This is a genomic window from Microbispora sp. NPDC004025 (assembly GCF_053604425.1).
Genome location: NZ_JBSGHN010000009.1, coordinates 13,647 through 32,507, shown reverse-complemented (window position 1 = coordinate 32,507; position 18,861 = coordinate 13,647). Strand labels below are relative to the sequence as shown.

14 protein-coding genes are annotated in these 18,861 nt (G+C 72.5%); 6 read left to right on the top strand and 8 right to left on the bottom strand.

Features of this window, described 5'->3' with window-relative positions:
- Positions 1-207: 207 nt before the first annotated feature.
- Positions 208-1,158: an SDR family NAD(P)-dependent oxidoreductase gene (locus tag ACWEQG_RS22315; protein WP_452287328.1), complete on the bottom strand. Its 951-nt coding sequence runs from the start codon at positions 1,156-1,158 to the stop codon at positions 208-210.
- Positions 1,159-1,256: 98 nt separating this feature from the next.
- Between ACWEQG_RS22315 and ACWEQG_RS22310 the strand changes: the two genes are divergently transcribed.
- From ACWEQG_RS22310 to ACWEQG_RS22295, 4 genes are all read left to right on the top strand, one after another.
- On the top strand, positions 1,257-2,213 hold the full coding sequence (locus ACWEQG_RS22310) for an AraC family transcriptional regulator (protein ID WP_452287326.1): 957 nt from the start codon (positions 1,257-1,259) through the stop codon (positions 2,211-2,213).
- Between the two features lie 139 nt (positions 2,214-2,352).
- Positions 2,353-2,931 carry an MFS transporter gene (locus tag ACWEQG_RS22305; RefSeq protein WP_452287324.1) on the top strand — a complete coding sequence of 193 codons (579 nt, stop codon included), beginning with the start codon at positions 2,353-2,355 and terminating at the stop codon, positions 2,929-2,931.
- A 176-nt stretch (positions 2,932-3,107) separates the two neighbouring features.
- On the top strand, positions 3,108-3,644 hold the full coding sequence (locus ACWEQG_RS22300; RefSeq protein ID WP_452287322.1) for a copper chaperone PCu(A)C: 537 nt from the start codon (positions 3,108-3,110) through the stop codon (positions 3,642-3,644).
- Positions 3,637-4,836, top strand: a complete 1,200-nt coding sequence (locus ACWEQG_RS22295) for a Dyp-type peroxidase (protein WP_452287320.1) — start codon at positions 3,637-3,639, stop codon at positions 4,834-4,836. Before ACWEQG_RS22300 ends, ACWEQG_RS22295 begins: the two co-directional genes overlap by 8 nt.
- A 63-nt stretch (positions 4,837-4,899) precedes the next feature.
- Here the strand turns inward: ACWEQG_RS22295 and ACWEQG_RS22290 are convergent, their stop codons facing one another.
- From ACWEQG_RS22290 to ACWEQG_RS22270, 5 genes are all read right to left on the bottom strand, one after another.
- Positions 4,900-7,302 (bottom strand): DUF222 domain-containing protein, encoded by a 2,403-nt coding sequence (locus tag ACWEQG_RS22290; protein ID WP_452287318.1) that lies wholly within the window; start codon positions 7,300-7,302, stop codon positions 4,900-4,902.
- A 463-nt stretch (positions 7,303-7,765) separates the two neighbouring features.
- Positions 7,766-8,494, bottom strand: a complete 729-nt coding sequence (locus ACWEQG_RS22285) for a YcnI family copper-binding membrane protein (RefSeq protein WP_452287316.1) — start codon at positions 8,492-8,494, stop codon at positions 7,766-7,768.
- A 102-nt stretch (positions 8,495-8,596) separates the two neighbouring features.
- Positions 8,597-9,190 (bottom strand): MFS transporter, encoded by a 594-nt coding sequence (locus ACWEQG_RS22280; RefSeq protein ID WP_452287314.1) that lies wholly within the window; start codon positions 9,188-9,190, stop codon positions 8,597-8,599.
- Positions 9,191-9,205: 15 nt separating this feature from the next.
- Positions 9,206-9,352, bottom strand: a complete 147-nt coding sequence (locus ACWEQG_RS22275) for a hypothetical protein (RefSeq protein WP_452287312.1) — start codon at positions 9,350-9,352, stop codon at positions 9,206-9,208.
- Between the two features lie 67 nt (positions 9,353-9,419).
- The gene (locus ACWEQG_RS22270; protein ID WP_452287310.1) at positions 9,420-11,183 is read right to left on the bottom strand and encodes a glycoside hydrolase family 27 protein; all 1,764 of its coding nucleotides are present in this window, start codon (positions 11,181-11,183) and stop codon (positions 9,420-9,422) included.
- 994 nt (positions 11,184-12,177) lie between these two features.
- On the opposite strand from ACWEQG_RS22270, the gene ACWEQG_RS22265 reads away from it, so the two are divergent.
- Entirely contained in the window at positions 12,178-14,079 is a 1,902-nt protein-coding gene (locus tag ACWEQG_RS22265) for a cytochrome c oxidase assembly protein (RefSeq protein WP_452287309.1), read from the top strand.
- Here the strand turns inward: ACWEQG_RS22265 and ACWEQG_RS22260 are convergent.
- Positions 14,039-15,049 carry a LacI family DNA-binding transcriptional regulator gene (locus ACWEQG_RS22260; protein WP_452287307.1) on the bottom strand — a complete coding sequence of 337 codons (1,011 nt, stop codon included), beginning with the start codon at positions 15,047-15,049 and terminating at the stop codon, positions 14,039-14,041. The genes ACWEQG_RS22265 and ACWEQG_RS22260 overlap by 41 nt on opposite strands.
- 212 nt (positions 15,050-15,261) lie before the next feature.
- On the opposite strand from ACWEQG_RS22260, the gene ACWEQG_RS22255 reads away from it, so the two are divergent.
- Positions 15,262-16,905 (top strand): GH39 family glycosyl hydrolase, encoded by a 1,644-nt coding sequence (locus tag ACWEQG_RS22255; protein WP_452287305.1) that lies wholly within the window; start codon positions 15,262-15,264, stop codon positions 16,903-16,905.
- Between the two features lie 42 nt (positions 16,906-16,947).
- On the opposite strand, the gene ACWEQG_RS22250 is transcribed toward ACWEQG_RS22255, so the two are convergent.
- On the bottom strand, positions 16,948-18,663 hold the full coding sequence (locus ACWEQG_RS22250) for a DEAD/DEAH box helicase (RefSeq protein WP_452287303.1): 1,716 nt from the start codon (positions 18,661-18,663) through the stop codon (positions 16,948-16,950).
- Between the last annotated feature and the right edge of the window lie 198 nt (positions 18,664-18,861).

Below are 18,861 nucleotides of genomic sequence, written 5' to 3'. Positions count from 1 at the left end.
AACACACCCCCGATACCTCTTGAAGTGCCCAAACAGCCCAATTCCTATGCCGCTCGTGGATCTCCCGCCGGACGGCCCTACTCCGCCGTGTGCTCCTTGAGCCAGCAGGCGAACCGCGTGGGGCCGAGTTCGGCGTCGCCCTCGGCACTTAGGACCGGGCGCGCCCCGCGTCTGTGACACCGATCGCCCTAAGGGCCGCCCGGCTCCTCAGCCGAGCGCGGCGCTTGCGTAGTCCCACAGGCGGTCCGCCGCGTCCCTGTCGAGCGCGTGGGCCGCCACTCCTCCGGCGATCCCGGGGGCGGCGGGCGGGGCCTCCTGGTTGTCCTCGAAATAGCGGCCGGTCACGCCTTCCACCAGAGGCGAGGCCGCCAGCAGCACCGATGCCGCCGCGCCCTGGGCGACCGTCTTGAGGTAGGGCTGAGGGATGATCTCGCCGTTCTCGTCGATCGCGCCCATCTCGCGCATGGTCGCGTCGTCCATGTGACGCTGGAGGTTCGTCAATATCCAGCCGGGGTTGAGCGCGTTCGCCGTGATTCCGTCGGCCGCCCACCGGCGCGCGCCCACCGCCAGCAGGACGTCCGCCGTCTTGGACTGCCCGTAGGCCGTCCAGGGGTGGTACGGCCGGCGCTCGAACTGCGGGTCGTCGAAGTCGAACGGCGCGCCGACATGGGCGCCGGAGCTGACGACGACGATCCGCGCCCGGCCCGCCGCCCGCAGATTGCCGTACAGGCCCACGGCGAGGGCGAAATGTCCGAGATAGTTCGTCGCGAGCTGCATCTCCCACCCCTGAGCGGTGACCTCCCGCGCCGGGAGCGCCATGACCCCGGCGTTGGCGACCAGCACATCGAGCGGGCCTCGCCAGTCCCGTACGAACGCCGCGACCGACGACAGATCGGCCAGGTCGAGCGCGGCGGACCGGACGGTTCCCGGCGCGCCAGCGAGGCTCGCGAGGATCGGCGCCGCCGTGGCCGGGTCGCGGGTGGCGATGGCGACCTCCGCCCCGGCCTTTGCCAGGACGCGGACGGTCTCCGCGCCGATCCCGGAGGCGCCGCCCGTGACGACGACACGCCGCCCGGACAGATCCACTCCTTCGACGACCTCGGTAGCGGTGGCGTGGGAGTGGAAGGGAGTGGTGAGACGAGTCTGTTCGCTGTTCATGCCGCCACGCTAGAGCGTCGGATACGGACTATCTATAGCGAAAAATCCGGCATACTTTATCAATCGTCCACTCCCGATCCCGCTCGCCGGAGAAGCCGATGGATCCGCTCGAAGACGTGCTCGCGCTGCTGGGCACCAAGGCTCACCTGTCCACGGGGATGTCGGCGGGCGGCAGCTGGGCGGTGCGTTTCGAGCCGCCGGACGGCGTGAAGTTCAACGCCGTCCGGCGCGGCCGGTGCTTCCTGGACGTCGAGGGCCTCGACGCGCCGATCTCCCTGGCGGAGGGCGACTGTTTCCTGCTCACGCATCCGCTCGTCTTCACGCTCTTCAGCGACCCCCATGCGGTCCCGGTCGACGCCGGGCCGTTGTGGACGGCGGCCCGGGACGGCCTCCCGCACGTCGGCGACGGCGCGGACACGCTCCTCGTCGGCGGCGGCTTCTCGTTCGGCGACCGGGCACGCTCGCTCCTGCTCGACGGGCTGCCGCCGATCATCCACGTGCCCGCCGCAACCGGCGAGGCGAGCACGGTGCGGTGGGCCCTCGGCCAGATCGACGCCGAGCTGCGGGGGCGCGCCATCGGCTCGACGCTCGCGGCCGAGCACCTCGCCGTGGTCATGCTCATCCACGTCCTGCGTCTGCACCTGGCCCGGGAGCCCCGCGCGGTGTCGGGCTGGCTCGCCGGTCTCGCCGACCCCGTGGTCGCGGCGGCACTGCGGTCCATGCACGCGCGGCCCGCCCACCCGTGGACCGTCGCGGAGCTGGCCCGGACCGGAGCGGTGTCCCGGTCCACCCTCGCCGCGCGGTTCAAGGACACGGTCGGTCTCGGCCCCCTGGACTACCTCACCCGGTGGCGGATCGAGCTCGCCTCCCGGCGCCTACGCGACGGCGGCGACACACTCGCCACGATCGCCCACGCCGTCGGCTACGGCTCGGAAAGCGCCCTCAGCACCGCGTTCAAGCGGATCACCGGCAGCTCGCCGCGCGAGTATCGCCGGCGAAGTGCGGGTGACCGGCTCCCTCAGCCGTCCCCGAGCCGGGCGTCGCGGGCCGGCTGAACCGGCGTCACCCGCGAGCGGGGCGGCCCATGGCCCGGGCACCCGCGAGCGAGGACATCCCGCGAGCGAGGGCATCCCGCGAGCGACACGGCGTCCCGGAACGGGGACCGGGCGCCAGGCATGCGATATTGGCAGTGCCATGCCGGTGACATCGCCTCTCCGTCTCGCCCGAGCCGCCGCCTTCAGCGCGGTGTGCCTCGGTCTGGGCGTGCTGGCGCACCTGTTCAGCGGCGGCGAGGTGGCCCCCGCCGCGCTCGCACTGGGGCTGCCGGCGGTGTTCGCCGCCGCGCTGCCCCTGTCCGGCGGGGAGCGGACGCTGCGCACGATCCTGCCCTTGCTCGCGGCTCTGCAGGCCGCGTTGCACGTGATGTTCGCCCTGTCGTCCCCGTCCATCGCAGACGTCGCGACCGGGCACGTCCTGGCCGGGCACGTCGCGATCGGGCACGCGCACGCCGGACCCGGCGTGGGGATGCTCATCGCCCACGGCTGGGCGGTGGTGCTGACGTCGCTGTGGCTCGCCAGGGGCGAGGCAGCCCTGTGGGCGCTGCTACGGCGGCTCGCCGTACGCCTGACGCGGATCGCGGCCGATCCGGCGCCACCCGTGTTCACGACCCTGGCGTCGCCGCATCCGGACGAGCCGCGTGTCCCCCGTTCCGTCGCCCCGCGTCACAGCGTCACCCGGCGCGGCCCGCCCCGCCTTCTCCAGCCGTCCGTCTGAGACGACGCTCCTCACCTCGTCTCCGGCCGTGTACGGCCCGGGACGTGATCATGATCTTTTCCGGCGGAGCACGCCCACGCGCATGCCCCGTTCCTCAGCCGTGCCGCGGCCCGGCCCACGGGGACCCGCCGCATGCCCGCGGCGTGCCCGCCGGACGACCGAGAGAAGGCTTCCGCATGACCAGCACGACCGTTCACCGCGTCCTCCCGGCGGCGCTCGCCGCCCTCCTCGCCGCGGCCGCCTGCGCCACTCCGGCCGGCACCACCACCGCATCCCCGGCGGCGGCGCAGGCCCCCGCCTCCGCGTCCGCCACGACCGCCGCCCCGCTGTCGGTCATCGATCCGTGGGTGAAGACGGCCCGCTCCGGCATGAGCGCCGCCTTCGGCACGCTCGTCAACACCACCCGCGAGGCGGTCACCGTCGTCGGGGCGAGCACTCCCGTCTCCCCGTCCGTGGAACTGCACGAGGTCGCCGGGGACGCCGGCGCCACAACCATGCGCCGCAAGCAGGGCGGGTTCGTGATCCCCGCCGGCGGACGGCACGTGCTCCGGCCCGGCGGCGACCACATCATGCTCATGGACGTCCGCACGGCGGTCGAGCCCGGGGCCGAGGTGCCCTTCACGCTCACCCTGAAGGACGGCAGGTCCGTGTCCTTCACCGCGGTGGCCAAGGACTTCGCCGGTGCCAACGAGTCCTACGCTCCCCATGAGTGAGCGCGAGTCCCGGGCGGGACGGCGGCTGACCCGGCGCGGCCTGCTCGCAGGAGGGGCCGTCGCCGCCGTAGCGGCCTGCGCCGTACCTGACGTGGCCGGACGCGCGGCGGCCGGGTCCGCGCCCCTTCCCGGCGGTGACGCCGTCGAGCCCTTCCACGGCGTGCACCAGGCGGGCGTCGCGACCTTCCCGCAGACGTTCGCGGTGTTCGCCGGGCTCGACCTGCGGCCCGGAACCGGTCGCGTGGCGCTGGCGCGCCTGATGCGGCTGCTGACCGACGACGCGCGACGGCTCACCCGGGGCGAGCCCGCCCTCGCCGACACCGACGCCGAACTGGCGCTGCTGCCCGCGCGACTCACCGTCACCTTCGGGTTCGGCGCCGGGCTGTTCGAGGCGGCGGGGGCCGGGCACCTGGCGCCACGGCCGCTGCCGGCCTTCAAGGTCGACGCCCTGCAGCCCCGTTGGAGCGGCGGCGACCTGCTGGTTCAGGTGTGCGCGGACGACCGCGTCACGCTGGCGCACGCGCTGCGCGTGCTCGTCAGGGACGCCCGTTCCTTCGCGACCGTACGCTGGACCCAGCACGGCTTCCGACAGAGCCCGCAGGTCCGGGCACCTGGCACCACCCAGCGCAATCTGATGGGCCAGCTCGACGGCACCGTCAACCCCAAGCCGGGCTCCGCGGACTTCGAGCGGGCCGTATGGGTGCGCGACGGGTGGCTGCGTGGCGGAACCACGCTGGTGCTGCGGCGCATCCGGATGGACCTGGAGAAGTGGGACGCCGCGGACCGGGCGGCCAAGGAGTTCAGCGTCGGGCGGCGGCTGGACAACGGGGCGCCGCTCACCGGCCGGACCGAGACCGACGAGCCCGACTTCGCCGCGCTCGGCCCGTCGGGCCTGCCGGTGATTTCCGAGTTCGCGCACATCCGCCGCGCCCGGACGGCCGACCCCGCCATGCGCATCATGCGCCGGGCCTACAACTACGAGGACGGCCTCAGCCCGGAGGGACGACCGGACACCGGCCTGCTGTTCGCGTCCTACCAGGCCGACGTGGCACGGCAGTTCGTCCCGATCCAGGCGCGCCTGGCGGAGATGGATCTGCTGAACCAGTGGACGACCCCCATCGGGTCGGCCGTCTTCGCCGTACCACCCGGATGCTCCCCGGACGGCTGGATCGGCGAGACCCTGCTGTCCTGAACTCGCTGTCCTGACCCGCCTCGCCTCCCGGGGAGTCCGGTCCCGGGTCGCCGAGATGGGTGTTCAAAACGGCGGCACCTCGCGGTCGCTCCAGAAGGAGCTGCCGTCTGATGTGTTGTCTGACGTCCCATCGACCTGCCCTCCGGACCCGCGGGCGCGGCCGCGGCCGCGGCCGGCGTCGCCGTCCGCGTCACCGTTGGCCTGGCCGCTGGTCGGACGGCGGCTTCCCCCGGTGGTGGCCGGGCTCGGACATGAGGGAGCCATGATCGTGCCGGGTGCCCCGGGGAGGTCGCTGGGCAGGCGTTCGGGCGGGGCGTCGGGCCAGTCGCGGGGCCAGGGTTCGGGAGCCGGATAGATGATCTTCGGGAGTGGGCTGAGGTAGGAGTGTCCGAGCGGGCTGGTCCACACGATGAGGTGGGGACCAGCGGAGGTGACCCGCCAGCCGCCCAGGTGCTTGGCGCGGTGGTCGTGGCGGCAGGCCAGGTGCAGGTTGCCGGCGGTGGTGGTGCCGTTGTCCGCCCATGCCTGGATGTGGTCCTGGTCGGTCCGTGTGGCGGGCATGCGGCAGCCCGGCCAGGAGCAGACCCGGCCCCGTACTTGGACATAGCGGCGTAAGGCCGCGTCGGCATGCCGTCGATCGGCCTGTTTCGCCGCGTCGCTTAGATCGCCTGAGTCGCCTGAGTCGTCTAGGCCCGGCCGGTAGGCCGACTTGGTTGAGGTGGTCGAAGTGGTCGAGGTGGTTGCGGTGGTCGACCCTGTCGATGTGGTCAAGACGGAGGTGTCGGCGCTCTGGTCTGTGGCCGATTCCGGTCGCTCTCCATCGCCTCGACCCGAGCTGTAGCGGCCAGCGTCCAACCGGTCTCCATCGCCTCGATCAGTGCCGGACCGGCCCTTGTCCGGCTGGCCGTTCTTGATGAGCTGGGCAGAGGCATGGCGGGCCAGGTCGGCGATGAGCCGCGCCCAGGCTCCGGTGGCGTCGGGTGTGGCGGCGAGTTCGTGAAGCCGGGTGAGGGTGACCTGGAGCTCGACGATGCCGCCGCGTCGCGCATCGCGTGGGGGCCGTTTCTCGCGCGGGCAGGGGCGCCGGCCGGTGATGCCGGTCAGCAGCAGATGCCCGTCGTCGGTACAGATGGCATACCGCCACTCCCCGCTGACCATGGAGGCGACGATCCGGCGGGCCTGCGCGGCGTGGACCATGCCCCAGCCGGGCAGATGGGCCGGGTGCTCGTCGAGGCCGAGCAGGGTGGTCAACCCCACCCGTATCTCCCGAACCGACCACGCTTGCCCCGAGCAGGCCTGCACCGCCGGAGCCTGCGTTGAGAAGGGCTGCGTTGACGTGGCTTGCGTCGACCGCGTCTGCATTGACGGGTCCTGGCGCCCCTCTCCGGTGTGACCGGTCCTGCCGCCGTTCTCGTCATCGGTCGCATCGCCGGTCGACGCAGCGGCTTTATGAGGCGCGCCGGTGGCCTCATCGGTGGCCCGGTCGGTGTGATCAGCGGGCCGGTCGGCGTGATCGGCGGGCTGGTCGGTGGTGTGGTCGGTTGGCGGGATGTCGGGGGAGCCCGCCGTGGGGTCGCAGGGGTCGAGGAAGGGACGGGTGCGGACGTGGGCGATGATCCCGGCGTCGGACAGGCCCTCGAAACTGCCGTCCAAGCTGCCCAGGAACAGGTCGGCGCGGATGTGGTCGACGGGACGGTGGTCTCCGGCGCGTTTGCAGGCGCGGGCCAGTTCGTCGATGCGCTCGCATCCGGCCACCGCCCGCTCCAGCGGCAGATCCAGCCCAGACACCGTCGCGGTGCCGTCGTCGTTGCGCATGCCGACCACCCGGCGCCTGCGCACCGCCTCCCGATAGCGTTTCTCCGCCCAATCGGGGTCGATGGCCAGCACCAGACGCTGGATCTGCTCGATGAGCTCGCCCACGGTCCAGGTCGCGGCCCGGCCGATCAGGTGCTCACAGACCCAGCCCGCCTGCGCGTCGGTCAAACCGCTCGTCCAGCGGATGAAGGCCACCGCCCGCGGTTCGTCCAACTGTCCGGCCAGCATGGCCGCTCCCAGCACGGGAAGGCGGCGGTGCAGGTTCCACGCCAGTTCGAAGGCCGAATCCGCCCGGCGGCGCGACCACACCAGCGCTGCCCGCACCTCGTCGGGGGCGAACTCGTCGGGGACCTCCAACCGGACCACGCTGTCGCCGGACAACTGCTCGCGCAGCCCGACCTCCAGCAGCGTCCGCAGGAACCGGGCCCGCTCATGGCAGGACTGGCGGTAGGCGGCCTTGAGCACCTCCACGGTGTCGAACCCCGACACCCGCTCCACATCGATGCCCGCCAGCATCTGGGCGAGCTCGGCGCCCGGAGGGATCACCGCCAGCCCCTCGGGGATCGCCGCCGGCGCGCCGCACGCGTCAGGCGGGAACGCAGCCCCATGCCCCGCGACAGCGGACGGCGACGGCGGCGGCGGCGCGGACACGGCGGATGACCCCCGGGGAGCGGAGACGAAGGCGACTGACCGGTTCCCGACCGCCCGGATCGGGACTTCCTTCACGCAGACTCGGCTCAACACACGGCGTACGGCCACCGACGGCCCGCCCACTAGGCTCACCTTGAACGGCTGCCCTCACCCTATCTCGAACGCACTATCGAACCAAGCCGCCACCTCCCAAAACGTGGAATCACAACCAACCACGCGGGGAGACGCATCAAAGCTGCACCACTGGCGGAACACCCGATTCGTCGAAGGTGCGACTCACCCCGGCATCGGCTGCCGCCGCGACGGGTTCACCCCGCCCACCTGGAGAAAGAGAGACCCCTCCCGGGCGCGTGACCCGGAAGGGGCTCCCATGGCACCCGGCGCTCAGTCGCATCTGAGCCGCTCAATCTCATCCAAGCCGCTCAGTCGCATCTGAGCCGCTCAGTGGTGCCCGAGCCGCCGCTCAGCCGCGCGAGCGGCGCAGGGCGGTAATGCCGGCGCCTGCTCCGACCAGGCCGGCGACCAGGCCGATGCCGCCGAGCACCAGGGCCGGGGTGGTGTCCCCGCCCTCGTCGTCATCGTCCGCGGCGGCCGCGACTGTGGGGGCGGCGGCAGGCGAGGCGGAGGCGGCGTCGTCATGGTCGTCCTCCCCCTCCTCGGCGGCGACCAGCTTGAGCACCGGCGCGGGGTGTTCGGGCTCGGAGCCGTCGGCCTTCGGCGCCTCCGCCCACTTGACCTCCTCACCATTGGAGTAGGTCTGCACCGTGGGGAAGGTGAGCGCGTCCACGTTCTTCGGCAGCGGCCCGACCGAGGCCTCGAACTCCTGGAACTGGCCGGACTCGATCTTCCCGCCGGACCAGGTGATCTTCAGTACCGACTCGGTGATCGTGTCACCGGCGTCCGACACGACGGGCTTGGGGAGCTTGCCGCGGGTGAGCTTGACGTCCCATCCCGGAACCGGCCGGACCGAGACGAACGGCAGCGGGTGATCGGTGGGGAACTCGACCTCCACCTTGGTGGTCGAGGCGTTGTCACGCTCGTTGGGAACGCGGAATGCGATCTTGGTCCAGCCGCCCTGAACGGCGGTGCCGGGGTTGACGGTGACGTGGGCGAGGGCGGGAACGGCGAGGCCGAGGGTGAGCGCGAGGGCACCGGCGGTGACTGCGGCCGCGCGACGGACGTACGAGGTCATGGGGGTTCTCCAGTCGTCTGCGATGGTACGGAGGCGCGCGAGCATGCCCCAGAGGGGGAGAGACCGATCCCCTGGGAGATACGCGCCGCCCGCGCGTGAAGCTCAGAAGACGGGAAGAACCGGGGGCCCGCGGCGGACGACCGCGTGCCGCAGCACGCCCGCGATGCGCGGGGGGTGGCCGGCACCGGGCGCCGGGCGCCGGCGAGGACGCCGGGCGGCCGCGAGATCCGTGCCCAGCAGAGCCGACAGCGCGGTCACCAGTGCGGCCACCGCCCGCAGGCAGCGCGCCGCCTTTGCGCCGATCCCCCTCAACACGGACCACAGGGCTTCCTCCCCGCGCGCCAGCCACCATCCGGTGAGCAGCGCCGCGGTGAGGTGCGCGGTGAGCATTCCGGTCTGTGCGCTCAAGCCGCCGTGCCACGTGGGATGCCCCGCCTCGGCGGCGGAGGCCGTGATCTCGAGGAGGAAGTGCAGGAACGCCTGGGCGCCGAGCAGCAGGCCGACGATCGCCTGGGGCGACCGTTCCCGGCCCGCGGCGACGGCCGCGCCCGCCGTGACCACGAGCACGCCCGTGAGGAGCGCGGCCGGCGTCGGCCCGCCTCCGCCGGCGAACCGGTGCGCGCCGACGGCGAGGAGCACGCAGACGGCCGAGAAGGCGGCCGACCGCGCGAGCCGGAAGGAGAGTGAGGCGCGCATGTCGCCGGGATTGTCTCACACACCGGCGACCTCGGCCGGTCCCATCTGCGATCTTCCGCACACCGCGAGAAGCACACCGCGAGAAGCCCGCCGCGAGAAGCCCGCCGCGACGGCCACGCCCGCCGCGACCACGAGCACGACCATGACCACGACCACGACCACGCCCGTGAGGAGCGCGGCCTGCGCCGGAACGGACGACGCCGTCCCGGCGCAGGCGTGCGGCGAGAGGTCAGGGGCGGGTCCAGCGCTGGTTGGCCTGGCCGTTGCAGGTCCAGATGATGACCTTGGTGCCGTTGGCCGTCCCCTGGTTGTAGGCGTCCAGGCACTTGCCCGCGCCTACGGCGGTGATGGTGCCGTCCGCGTTGAACCGCCACTGCTGGTTGCTCTGGCCGTTGCAGTCCCAGATGACGACGTTGCTGCCGTCCGCGGTGCCCCGGTTGGACACGTCCAGGCACTTGTTGCCGTAGACCCGCAGCTCACCCGAGCCGGTCGGCGTCCACCGCTGGTTGGCCTGGCCGTTGCAGTCCCAGAGCTGCGCCTGCGCGCCGTTGGCCTGCGAGACACCCGCGACGTCGAGGCACCGGCCCGACCCCACCCCCTTGATCGCGCCCGTTCCGGTGGGAGTGGGCGACGGACTGGGAGTGGCGCCGCTTCCTGTGACGGTGAGGAGGACCGCTTCGCGAGCGGGCACGGTCGTGGTGTAGCCGCCGTCGAACGTCCCGGCGTCGGTCCCGGTCCACAGGTTCCGTACGGTCGCGGGTCCGCTGAGACCGAGGTCGGACCAGCGGGCGGTGACGGACGCGGAGGAGGTGGTCCGGTTGAGCAGGAGCACCGCCCTCCGGCCGGTGCCGGACAGCACCTTGCTGTAGACCTGGCGTCCGCTCTGGTCCTCGGCGACCTTCACCCCCTGCCGCCCGAGCGGGTCCTGGTCGACCGCGAGCACCTCCCGGTTGGTCAGGATCGCCCTGGTCTCGGCGCTCATCGTGGCGAGGTTGTTGCCTGCCAGCAGCGGCGCCCCCGAGATCGCCCACAGGCCCATGTGCGTACGGTTCTGCGCGGCCGAGAAGCCGTTCATGCCGACGATGAGCATGTCGGGATCGTTGTAGTGGCCGGGGCTCTGCGCGTTCGGGTGCTGGGCGGAGTCGAAGTTGGCCAGCACCCGGTCCATCGACGCGGCCTGCCCCCAGTAGATGATGTCGCCGCTGGTGCGCCACATCGTGGAGATGCCCGGCGCCCAGTCCCACGGGTTCTGGGCGCCCCAGTTGCAGACCGACAGGACCATCGGCCGTCCCGTCTGCGCGGTGGCGCGGTCGATCGCGGCGCTGATCGCTTGGTAGGCGGTGCGGGCGTTGAGCCCCTCGGCCTGTCCGCCGCACCAGTCGACCTTCACGAAGTCGAAGCCCCACTGGGAGAACTGCAGGAAGTCCTGGTCGTAGTGGCCCTCGCTGCCGGTGTTCGGCGCGGCCGGGCGGCCGGTCGGGTAGTAGTAGCCGCAGCCGTTGCGCCCGGCGTCGGTGTAGATGCCCGCCTTCAGCCCCTTGCTGTGGATGTAGTCGGCGATCGCCTTCATCCCGCCCGGCCATTCCGCCGTGTCGACCGTGATGTTGCCGGACGCGTCGCGGGTCCCCTGCCACCAGCCCTCGTCGATGTTGACGTACTCGTAGCCGGCGTCCTTCATCCCCGAGGACACCATGGCGTCCACCTGGGCTTTGATCACGTTGTAGTTGATCTGGGCCGCGAAGGTGTTCCACGACGCCCAGCCCATCGGCGGTGTCGTCACCGTCGCCACGGCCGCCACGGCCGCGGCGGCCCCGGCGGCCGTTCCCGTCGTGGTGGCCGCGGCGCCGTCCGCGGCCGCCCACCCCGCCGGCACCATCGTCGCGATCGCGAGGTGCACGGCGACGACCAGCCGCCGTAGCCGCCGGACGCGGGGGGGACGGTCATCCGGAGTGTGCCCGGAGGACCGTCGCCGGGCGGATCCGCGTAATCGCATGCGTTTCTCCTTCTGGTGGGGATGCTCGCTCTGGTGGGATGCCCGGCGCGGCCGGTCCTCGGGGAAGCAGGCGGCGGAGAACCACCCGCCCGAGCCCGAACGCGACGCAGGCCGACACAGGACAACACAGGCCGACACAGGCCGACACAGGACGACATGGCAGCCCGGCACGGCTGTACGACGAGGAGGAGACCGGAGGCACCCGGGAGATCCAGTGCGGCCGAACGCCTGTCGCGACCGGCGTCGCCGCCGGCCCCTGCCGCTCATCACCGACCCCGGCAGGAGGAAGCCGAACGCGCACTCAGTGTGGAAACCTCCACGAGCAGTGTCAAGACCATTGGCGAATCGATTCGCACGGACGCCCCGTGTCGTGCGGCTCAGGGACCCCGGTGAATCGGGCCCTCACCCGCGCTCCGGCCGATGAAACTTTCAGCGGGCTCCGCCGGCGACGAGGCGGGCGATCCCGCCCTGGTGGGAGCGGTCGAGCGCCCTGCGCGGCGGAAGCGCACGCGCACCCCCGGGCGTGGCCCCTTGACGGCGCTCGCCGTGTCGTATTTGCTCCGCTGCACCAGCGCCTTCGGTCGCCTCAGGGAGAGGAGCACACCTCTGCAGTCGATTTGTTAACGCTAACAACCCGCTGACAACCCAGCGGCGGACGTACGAGGAAGACCGGCCCTTTCCGATCAGCGCAGCGTCTCGCGTCCGACCCCGCGAGACCGCGCACATCACCCAGGCTTCTCGCCTACGGGCTCACACCGACGAGAGGAACGAGAGCATGCCCAGACGTCACCGCTGACGCGCCCCTGCTCGACCGCCGGAACGCGTCGCCTCACGCCCGGCCTCCCCCGACCCGTGCCGTCCGCACCGGTGTCCGCCGCCGCCCGGACCGCCGGACGTCGCCCGGACGCCGAAGCGGTACCCGGCCCTCCCGCACGGAGAGCCTTTGGGTCATACTCGCTACCGATCAACGGTGCCGAGCCGAGGAACGCCGACGATGAAATCTCCCCCGCGCCGTCGCGGTGTGGTCGTTCCCGCCGTCGCCGCGACGGCGTTCGCCGTGCTGGCGCTCGCCCTGTGGTTCGGCGGCGGCAGGCCGCAACCGGCGATCAAAGGACTCCCCTCCCCCGGCGCCCTGACCACCTGGGGTCTGCCGGTCGTGCGCCTCGTGCACGACGTCTGTGCCGTCGCTACGGTCGGGGTCCTGCTGGCCGCCGTCGTCCTCGCCCCCGCGAGCGGCAGGGCCGTCGTACGGACGGCCGGGGCCTGGGCGCTCGGCTGGGCGGCGAGCGCGGCGGTCACCGAGGTCCTGACGCTGTCGGACTTCCTCGGGCTGCCCCCGGGCGACGCGCTGCGCTCCGGCGCGCTGTCCGCCTTCCTCTTCCACGTCCCGCAGGGACAGGCGTTCCTGACGGTGACGGTCGCGGCCCTGGCGGTCGCCGCCGGGTCGCTCCTGCCACACGGCCCCCGGCACTGGTCCACACTGCTGCGGCCCGTGCTGCTCGCGGTGGCGGTCCTCGCGGTGCTGCCCCCGGCGTACGTGGGCCACTCGGCCTCGGCCGCCGACCACAACCTCGCCGTCCTCAGCCTGATGGCGCACGTCGGGGCCGTCGCGCTGTGGATCGGCGGCCTGTACGCCCTCGTGGCCCACCTGCGCGCCGCGCCCGGGCTCACCGTCGCCGTGCGCCGCTTCAGCACGCTCGCGCTGGGCTGCTTCGCCGCCGTCGGGGCGTCCGGCGCGCTCAACGCCTGGGTCAGGCTCGGCTCGCTGCCCCTGCTCTGGCAGTCGAGGTACGGCCTGCTCGTGCTGGCCAAGGTCGCCGCGCTGGGCGTGCTCGGCTGGTTCGGGTGGCGGCACCGGCGCGCGACCATCGGGGCGATGGAGACCGGCGGAGTCCGCGCGCCGTTCCTCCGTCTCGCCTGCGGCGAGATCGCGGTGATGGCCGGCACTCTGGGCCTGGCCGTGGCGCTGGGCCGCACGCCCCCGCCGCCCGTGGAGACGGCCGCGCACCAGCACGACGCGCTGGGATACGCCCTGCCCGCCCTCACCCCGGGCACGCTCGCCACCGAGGTGCGGCCCGACCCGATCGCGCTGCTCCTGCTGGCCGCGGCCCTTGCCGCGTACCTGTCCTGCGTGCGGCGATTGTCGCGCGCCGCATCGCCGGGGAACGGCGAGAGGTGGCCGGCCGGACGCACCGCGTCCTGGGTCGCCGGCCTGGTGGTGCTCGGCTACGCCACGTCGGGAGGAGTGGCGGCCTACGCGCCCGCGGTCTTCTCCGCGCACGCGGCGCAGTACGCGCTGCTCGGTGCCGTGGGGCCCGTCCTGCTCGTCTTCGGAGCCCCGGTGACCCTGTGGCGGCGGTCCCACCCGGGATCCGAGCCCTTCTCCGGCCCGGCGGGCCGCGCGCTGTCCCATCCGGGGACGGCCCTGGCCCTGTACGCGCTGCCGTACCCGGTGCTGTACCTGGCGGGCCTGTTCGAGGACGCCCAGCCGAGCCTCGCCCTGCGACTGGCCGCGCAGGCGGTGGTCACGGTCACCGCGGTGCTCTTCCTCGCGGTGGCGGCCGGGGTGGACCCACTTCCGCGCGCGATCCGGCCGCAGGTCCGCCTCTGGATGCTCATGGGGGCGATCGCCGTACGCGCGTGGACGGGGCTGGCGGTGCTCGCGGGGCCGCCGCAGGCGCCGGAATGGTACGCGGCGCTGGAACTGCCGTGGGCGCCGGACCGGGCGGCCGACCAGCAGCTGGGGGCGTTGCTCGGCACGGGCGCGACCGTCGCCGTCCTCGCGGGCCTGCTCGCGCTGCTGCTCGTCCGCGGGCGCGCGGCGCGGCACGACGCGGTGTCCGGGCCCGGGCGGATCAGGACGAAGGGGCAGGACCCGTCGAGTCGCGGACGCTGAGGGTCGTCGCCAGCTGGAGGTGCCGGGAGGCGGGCTGGACGCCGTCCGCCATGCCGATGACGGTCTCGACGGCCATCCGGCCCATGCCGACGAGCGGCTGCCGGACGGAGGTGAGCCGGGGCGTGGTCCACTCGGTCTGCGGGGTGTCGTCGAACCCGGTGACCGACAGCTCCCCCGGGACGGTGATGTGCAGTTCCTTGGCCGCGGCGAGGACGCCGACGGCGATCTCGTCGTTGCCCGCGACGATCGCGGTCGGCCGATCGTCGAGCGCGAGGATGTCACGGCCGTGCCGCAGGCCCGCCTCGACGGAGAACGCCTCGTGGCGGATCAGCGCGCGATCCGGCGTGAGGCCGGCCGAGTCGAGCGCGGCCTGGTACCCGTGGAAGCGTTCCACCGACGGAGCGGAGCCCGGCGGGCCGCCGATCCAGGCGATCCTGCGATGGCCGAGCTTGATCACGTGCTCGGTCGCCGAGCGACCGCCCGCCCAGTTGGTGGAGCCGATGCTGACGACACGTGATTCCGTCGTGTCGATCGGGTCGATCGTCACCACGGGCACCTCGAGATCCTCCGCGGCGAGGAGCACCGCGTCGGGCACGGCGACGGCGAGCGCGATGAGACCGGCGACGCCGGACTCCTTCTGCTCCTCGATCCAGGCACGGGCCGCCGCGGAGCTCGTGCTGATGGGCTCGCCGGGCGGCAGCCGGAGGAGGAGCTCGGCCTGAGCGGAGGTCGCGGCCACGAGTATCCCCTGGAGCACCATGCCGGCGTAACGGGACTCGACGAAGTCGAGCATGGTGACGAGGGCCCGGTCCCGTGCCCGCTCGTGACGCGCCGCCGTCGGCTTGTAGCCGATCTCCGCCATCACCGCGAGGACACGCTCACGCGTGCTCGGCCCGACGTCGCTGCGCCCGTTGAGGACCTTCGACGCGGTCGTCGGCGAGACGCCGGCAAGTCGGGCGACATCCGCCAAGGTGGCTCGCTCGGAACGACCTCGCCGTACCATCAGGGCTCCTTCCGGGCTTCGAAATTGTTTCGAATTTACCATGGGTAAATTTCGCCGGCCGCTTCGCCGTATTCGCCCATGCCCACCCGTTGACACTGTGCACGTACCCTCCTAATGTCCCGAGCAGGTCGAATATATTGCGAAACCCTTTCGCAATGCGTGAACCCGGAAGTGAGACCATGACGAACGACGGCGGGTCCGGCCACCGGTTGCGGATCGACGGAGAACCGTGCGACGAGAGTGCGTTCCCGCACGTCTGGGCCAGGTGCGTCGGCGCCGGACGGGCGAACGAGGCGCTGCGGGCGGACTGGCGGCAGCAGTTCGCCGAGGTCGTCGCCGCGTGCGGGTTCCGGTACGTCCGCTTCCACGGCGTCTTTCACGACGACATGTTCGTGTACCGGGAGAGCTACGGCGGCGGTTTCGGTCCTGACGCGCCCCTCGCCGCACCCGTGTACACGTTCAGCTACGTGGACAAGGTGTTCGACTTCATCGTCGACCACGGTGTCCGTCCGTTCGTCGAGCTGGGCTTCATGCCGCGCGAGCTCGCGACGGTGACGGACACGGTGTTCTGGTGGGGCGCCCACTGCAGCCCGCCCAAGGACATGGCGCGCTGGGTCGAGCTGGTCACGCGGACGGTCGAGCACTGGATCGACCGATACGGCCTCGACGAGGTGCGCCAGTGGCGGTTCGAGGTGTGGAACGAGCCGAACCTGGTTCCCCACTTCTGGACCGGGACGAAGACCGAGTACTTCGAGCTTTACGAGCAGACCGTGACGGCGATCAAGAGGATCGACCCCGCGTTGAAGGTGGGCGGGCCCGCGACGAGCGTCTTCGTGCCCGACGACCGCTACAGGGGCGAGGTCGAGGACCGCTCAGCGACGCACGCGACGGCCGCGGCGGCCGACGTGGACGCGCTCGACTGGCGCCCGGTGTGGATCGAGGACTTCCTCGCCTGGTGCGCCAAGCGCGACCTCCCGGTCGACTTCGTCTCGACCCACACCTACCCCACCGACTTCGCCTTCTCCGCCGACGGCGAGGCGGTGCAGATCACCCGGTACGCCGACGCGACGTTCGACGACCTCACCCTGCTCCGCGAGCTCGTCGGCAACAGCGCGTACCCCGACGCGGAGATCCACATCACGGAGTGGTCGACGTCGCCGTCATCGCGTGACTTCGTCCACGACACGCCGTTCGCGGCGACCTACATCACCCGGGCGTACCTGCGGTGCGCCACCCTCGCCGACTCCATCTCCTACTGGACCTTCACGGACGTGTTCGAGGAGGGAGGCGCCGGCATCGGACCGTTTCACGGCGGGTTCGGCCTGGTGAACGAGTGGGGCGTCCACAAGCCCGCCTTCCACGCGTTCACGATGCTCGCGCGACTCGGCGACCGGCTGCTCCGCGCGACGCCCGACGGCGTTGTGACCCGTGACAGCCGGACCTCGGCCGTGTCGGCGGTGTTCTTCAACTACCCCGAGGACATGGCCCTGCGAGGCGTCCGGGCGCAGAGCTCGTACGAGGCCGCACGCGCGCTGGCCGAGGTGGGGCCGAGCCGCAGGATCCACCACTCGATCGCCGGCCTGAAGCCCGGCGCCACGTTCCTCGTCGAGATCGTGGACTGGGAGCACGGGAACGCCGCCGAGGCCTGGTATCGGCTCGGGTCCCCCCTCAACCCGTCCCGGGCCGAGACCGAGCACCTGCGCGGGGTCGCCGACTCGCTCCTCAGGTTCACGCTGACCGTGCCCGGCACCGGCGTGCTCGACCTCGACGTCGAACTCGCGCCGTGGGCGGTGATGTCGCTGCGGCAGACGGCCGTCCGGTGAGGACGGCCGTCGCCCGGGTCAGGCGGCGCCCTTCGGAGCAGGTCAGCGACGGCCGCGCGGGGCGTCGTCGCGATCCCTGCGCACGATCGGCTTCTTGCCCTTGATCGTGGTGCGGCGCAGCGCCGACACCACCTCGTCCACGGCGCCGTCCGGGATCTCGACCAGGGTGAAGCGGTCGGCGATCTCGATCGCCCCGATCTCACGCCCGCTGACCCGGGTCTCCCCGGTGATCGCGCCGACGATGTCCTGGGGGCGCACGCCCGCGCTGCGGCCCGCGCCGACGAAGACGCGGCTCATCGCGCCGCCGGCGCGCCGCCCGCGCCGGTCGTCGCGGCCGTGCCTGTCGTCGCGCGGCCCGCGCTCGGGCCGCTGGGTGCGCGGCGTGACCTCGGGGATCTCCTCCTCGTCGGCGGCGGCGCCGGTGGACTCGTGCGCGAGCTTGACCGCCGCGAGCGCGATGGCGACCAGGTCGAACTCGTCGGCGAGCGTCTCGACCACCACGCGGAAGCGGTCGAGGTCGCCGTCCTCCATCAGGCTCTCCTGCAGCGCGGCCCGGGTCAGCTCCAGGCGCCGGGCGCGCAGGTCGGCGACCGTCGGCACCTTCTCGACCGCGATCCTGCTGCGGGTGACGCGCTCGATGGTCTTGAGCATGCGGTGCTCGCGCGGCTCGGCGAGCGTGATCGCGACGCCCTCGCGCCCGGCCCGGCCCACCCGGCCGATGCGGTGCACGTACGACTCGGGGGCGGACGGCACGTCGTAGTTGATGACGTGGGTGAGCTGCTCGATGTCGAGGCCGCGGGCGGCCACGTCGGTCGCGACGAGCAGGTCGGCGGTCCCGCTGCGCAGCCGGCTCATGACCCGGTCGCGCTGCTCCTGCCCCATGCCGCCGTGCAGGGCCTCGGCGCGGTAACCCCGGCCGTTCATGGTCTCGGTGAGCTGGTCGACCTCCTCACGGGTGCGGCAGAAGACGATCGCCGCGGTGGGGGCCTCCACGTCGAGCACCCGGCCCAGCGCCGCCGGCTTGTAGGCCCGGGACACGATGTAGGCGCTCTGCCGGATGAGCGGCGCCTCGCCGGCGGCGGGCGCCTCCCGCTCGATCCTGATCCGCACCGGAGTGCGCAGGTGGCGGCGGGCGATCCCGTCGATACGCGGCGGCATGGTCGCGGAGAACAGGACGGTCTGCCGGTCCTCCGGGGTCTCCTGGAGGATCGCCTCGATGTCGTCGGCGAAGCCCATGTCGAGCATCTCGTCGGCCTCGTCGAGGACGATCATCCGCAGGCCCTTCAGCGGCAGGGTGCCCCTGCCGATGTGGTCGAGCGCCCGCCCCGGCGTGGCGACGACGACGTCCACGCCGCGCTCCAGCGCCCGCAGCTGCCGCCCGATCGGCTGGCCGCCGTAGATGGGCAGCACCCGCGTCCCGAGGTCGCGGCCGTAGCGGTGCATGGCCTCCGACACTTGGACGGCCAGCTCACGGGTCGGCACGAGCACGAGCCCGCCGGGCTCCCGGCCACCGTCCTCCATGCCCAGCGGGTGGGCGCCGTGCAGCCGCTGGAGCATGGGCAGGGCGAACGCGGCCGTCTTGCCCGTGCCGGTCGCGGCCTGGCCGAGCAGGTCGCGGCCCTCCAGCAAGGGCGGGATCGCCTCCCGCTGGATCGGCGTCGGCTCCTCGTAGCCGAGGCCGGACAGGGCCTTGAGGAGCTCGGGAATCAGTGCCAAATCGGCGAATCCGGGTCCCTCGTCGATCTCGTTCACGGCCATGTCCTGCTCCTGGTCCTGCTCCTGGTTTCGCTCCTGGCGGGGCGACTGTGCACTGGACGACCTTACGGTCTTTCCGCCCTTACCCCGAACGCCGCCTCCGGCACTCGGCGCGCTCCTCCCTCTGGCCCTTCCGGCGTACGTCCCTACTGCCGAGGTCGTAGGAGAGGTTTACATCCGAAGTCGGTCGACGTGACCGCC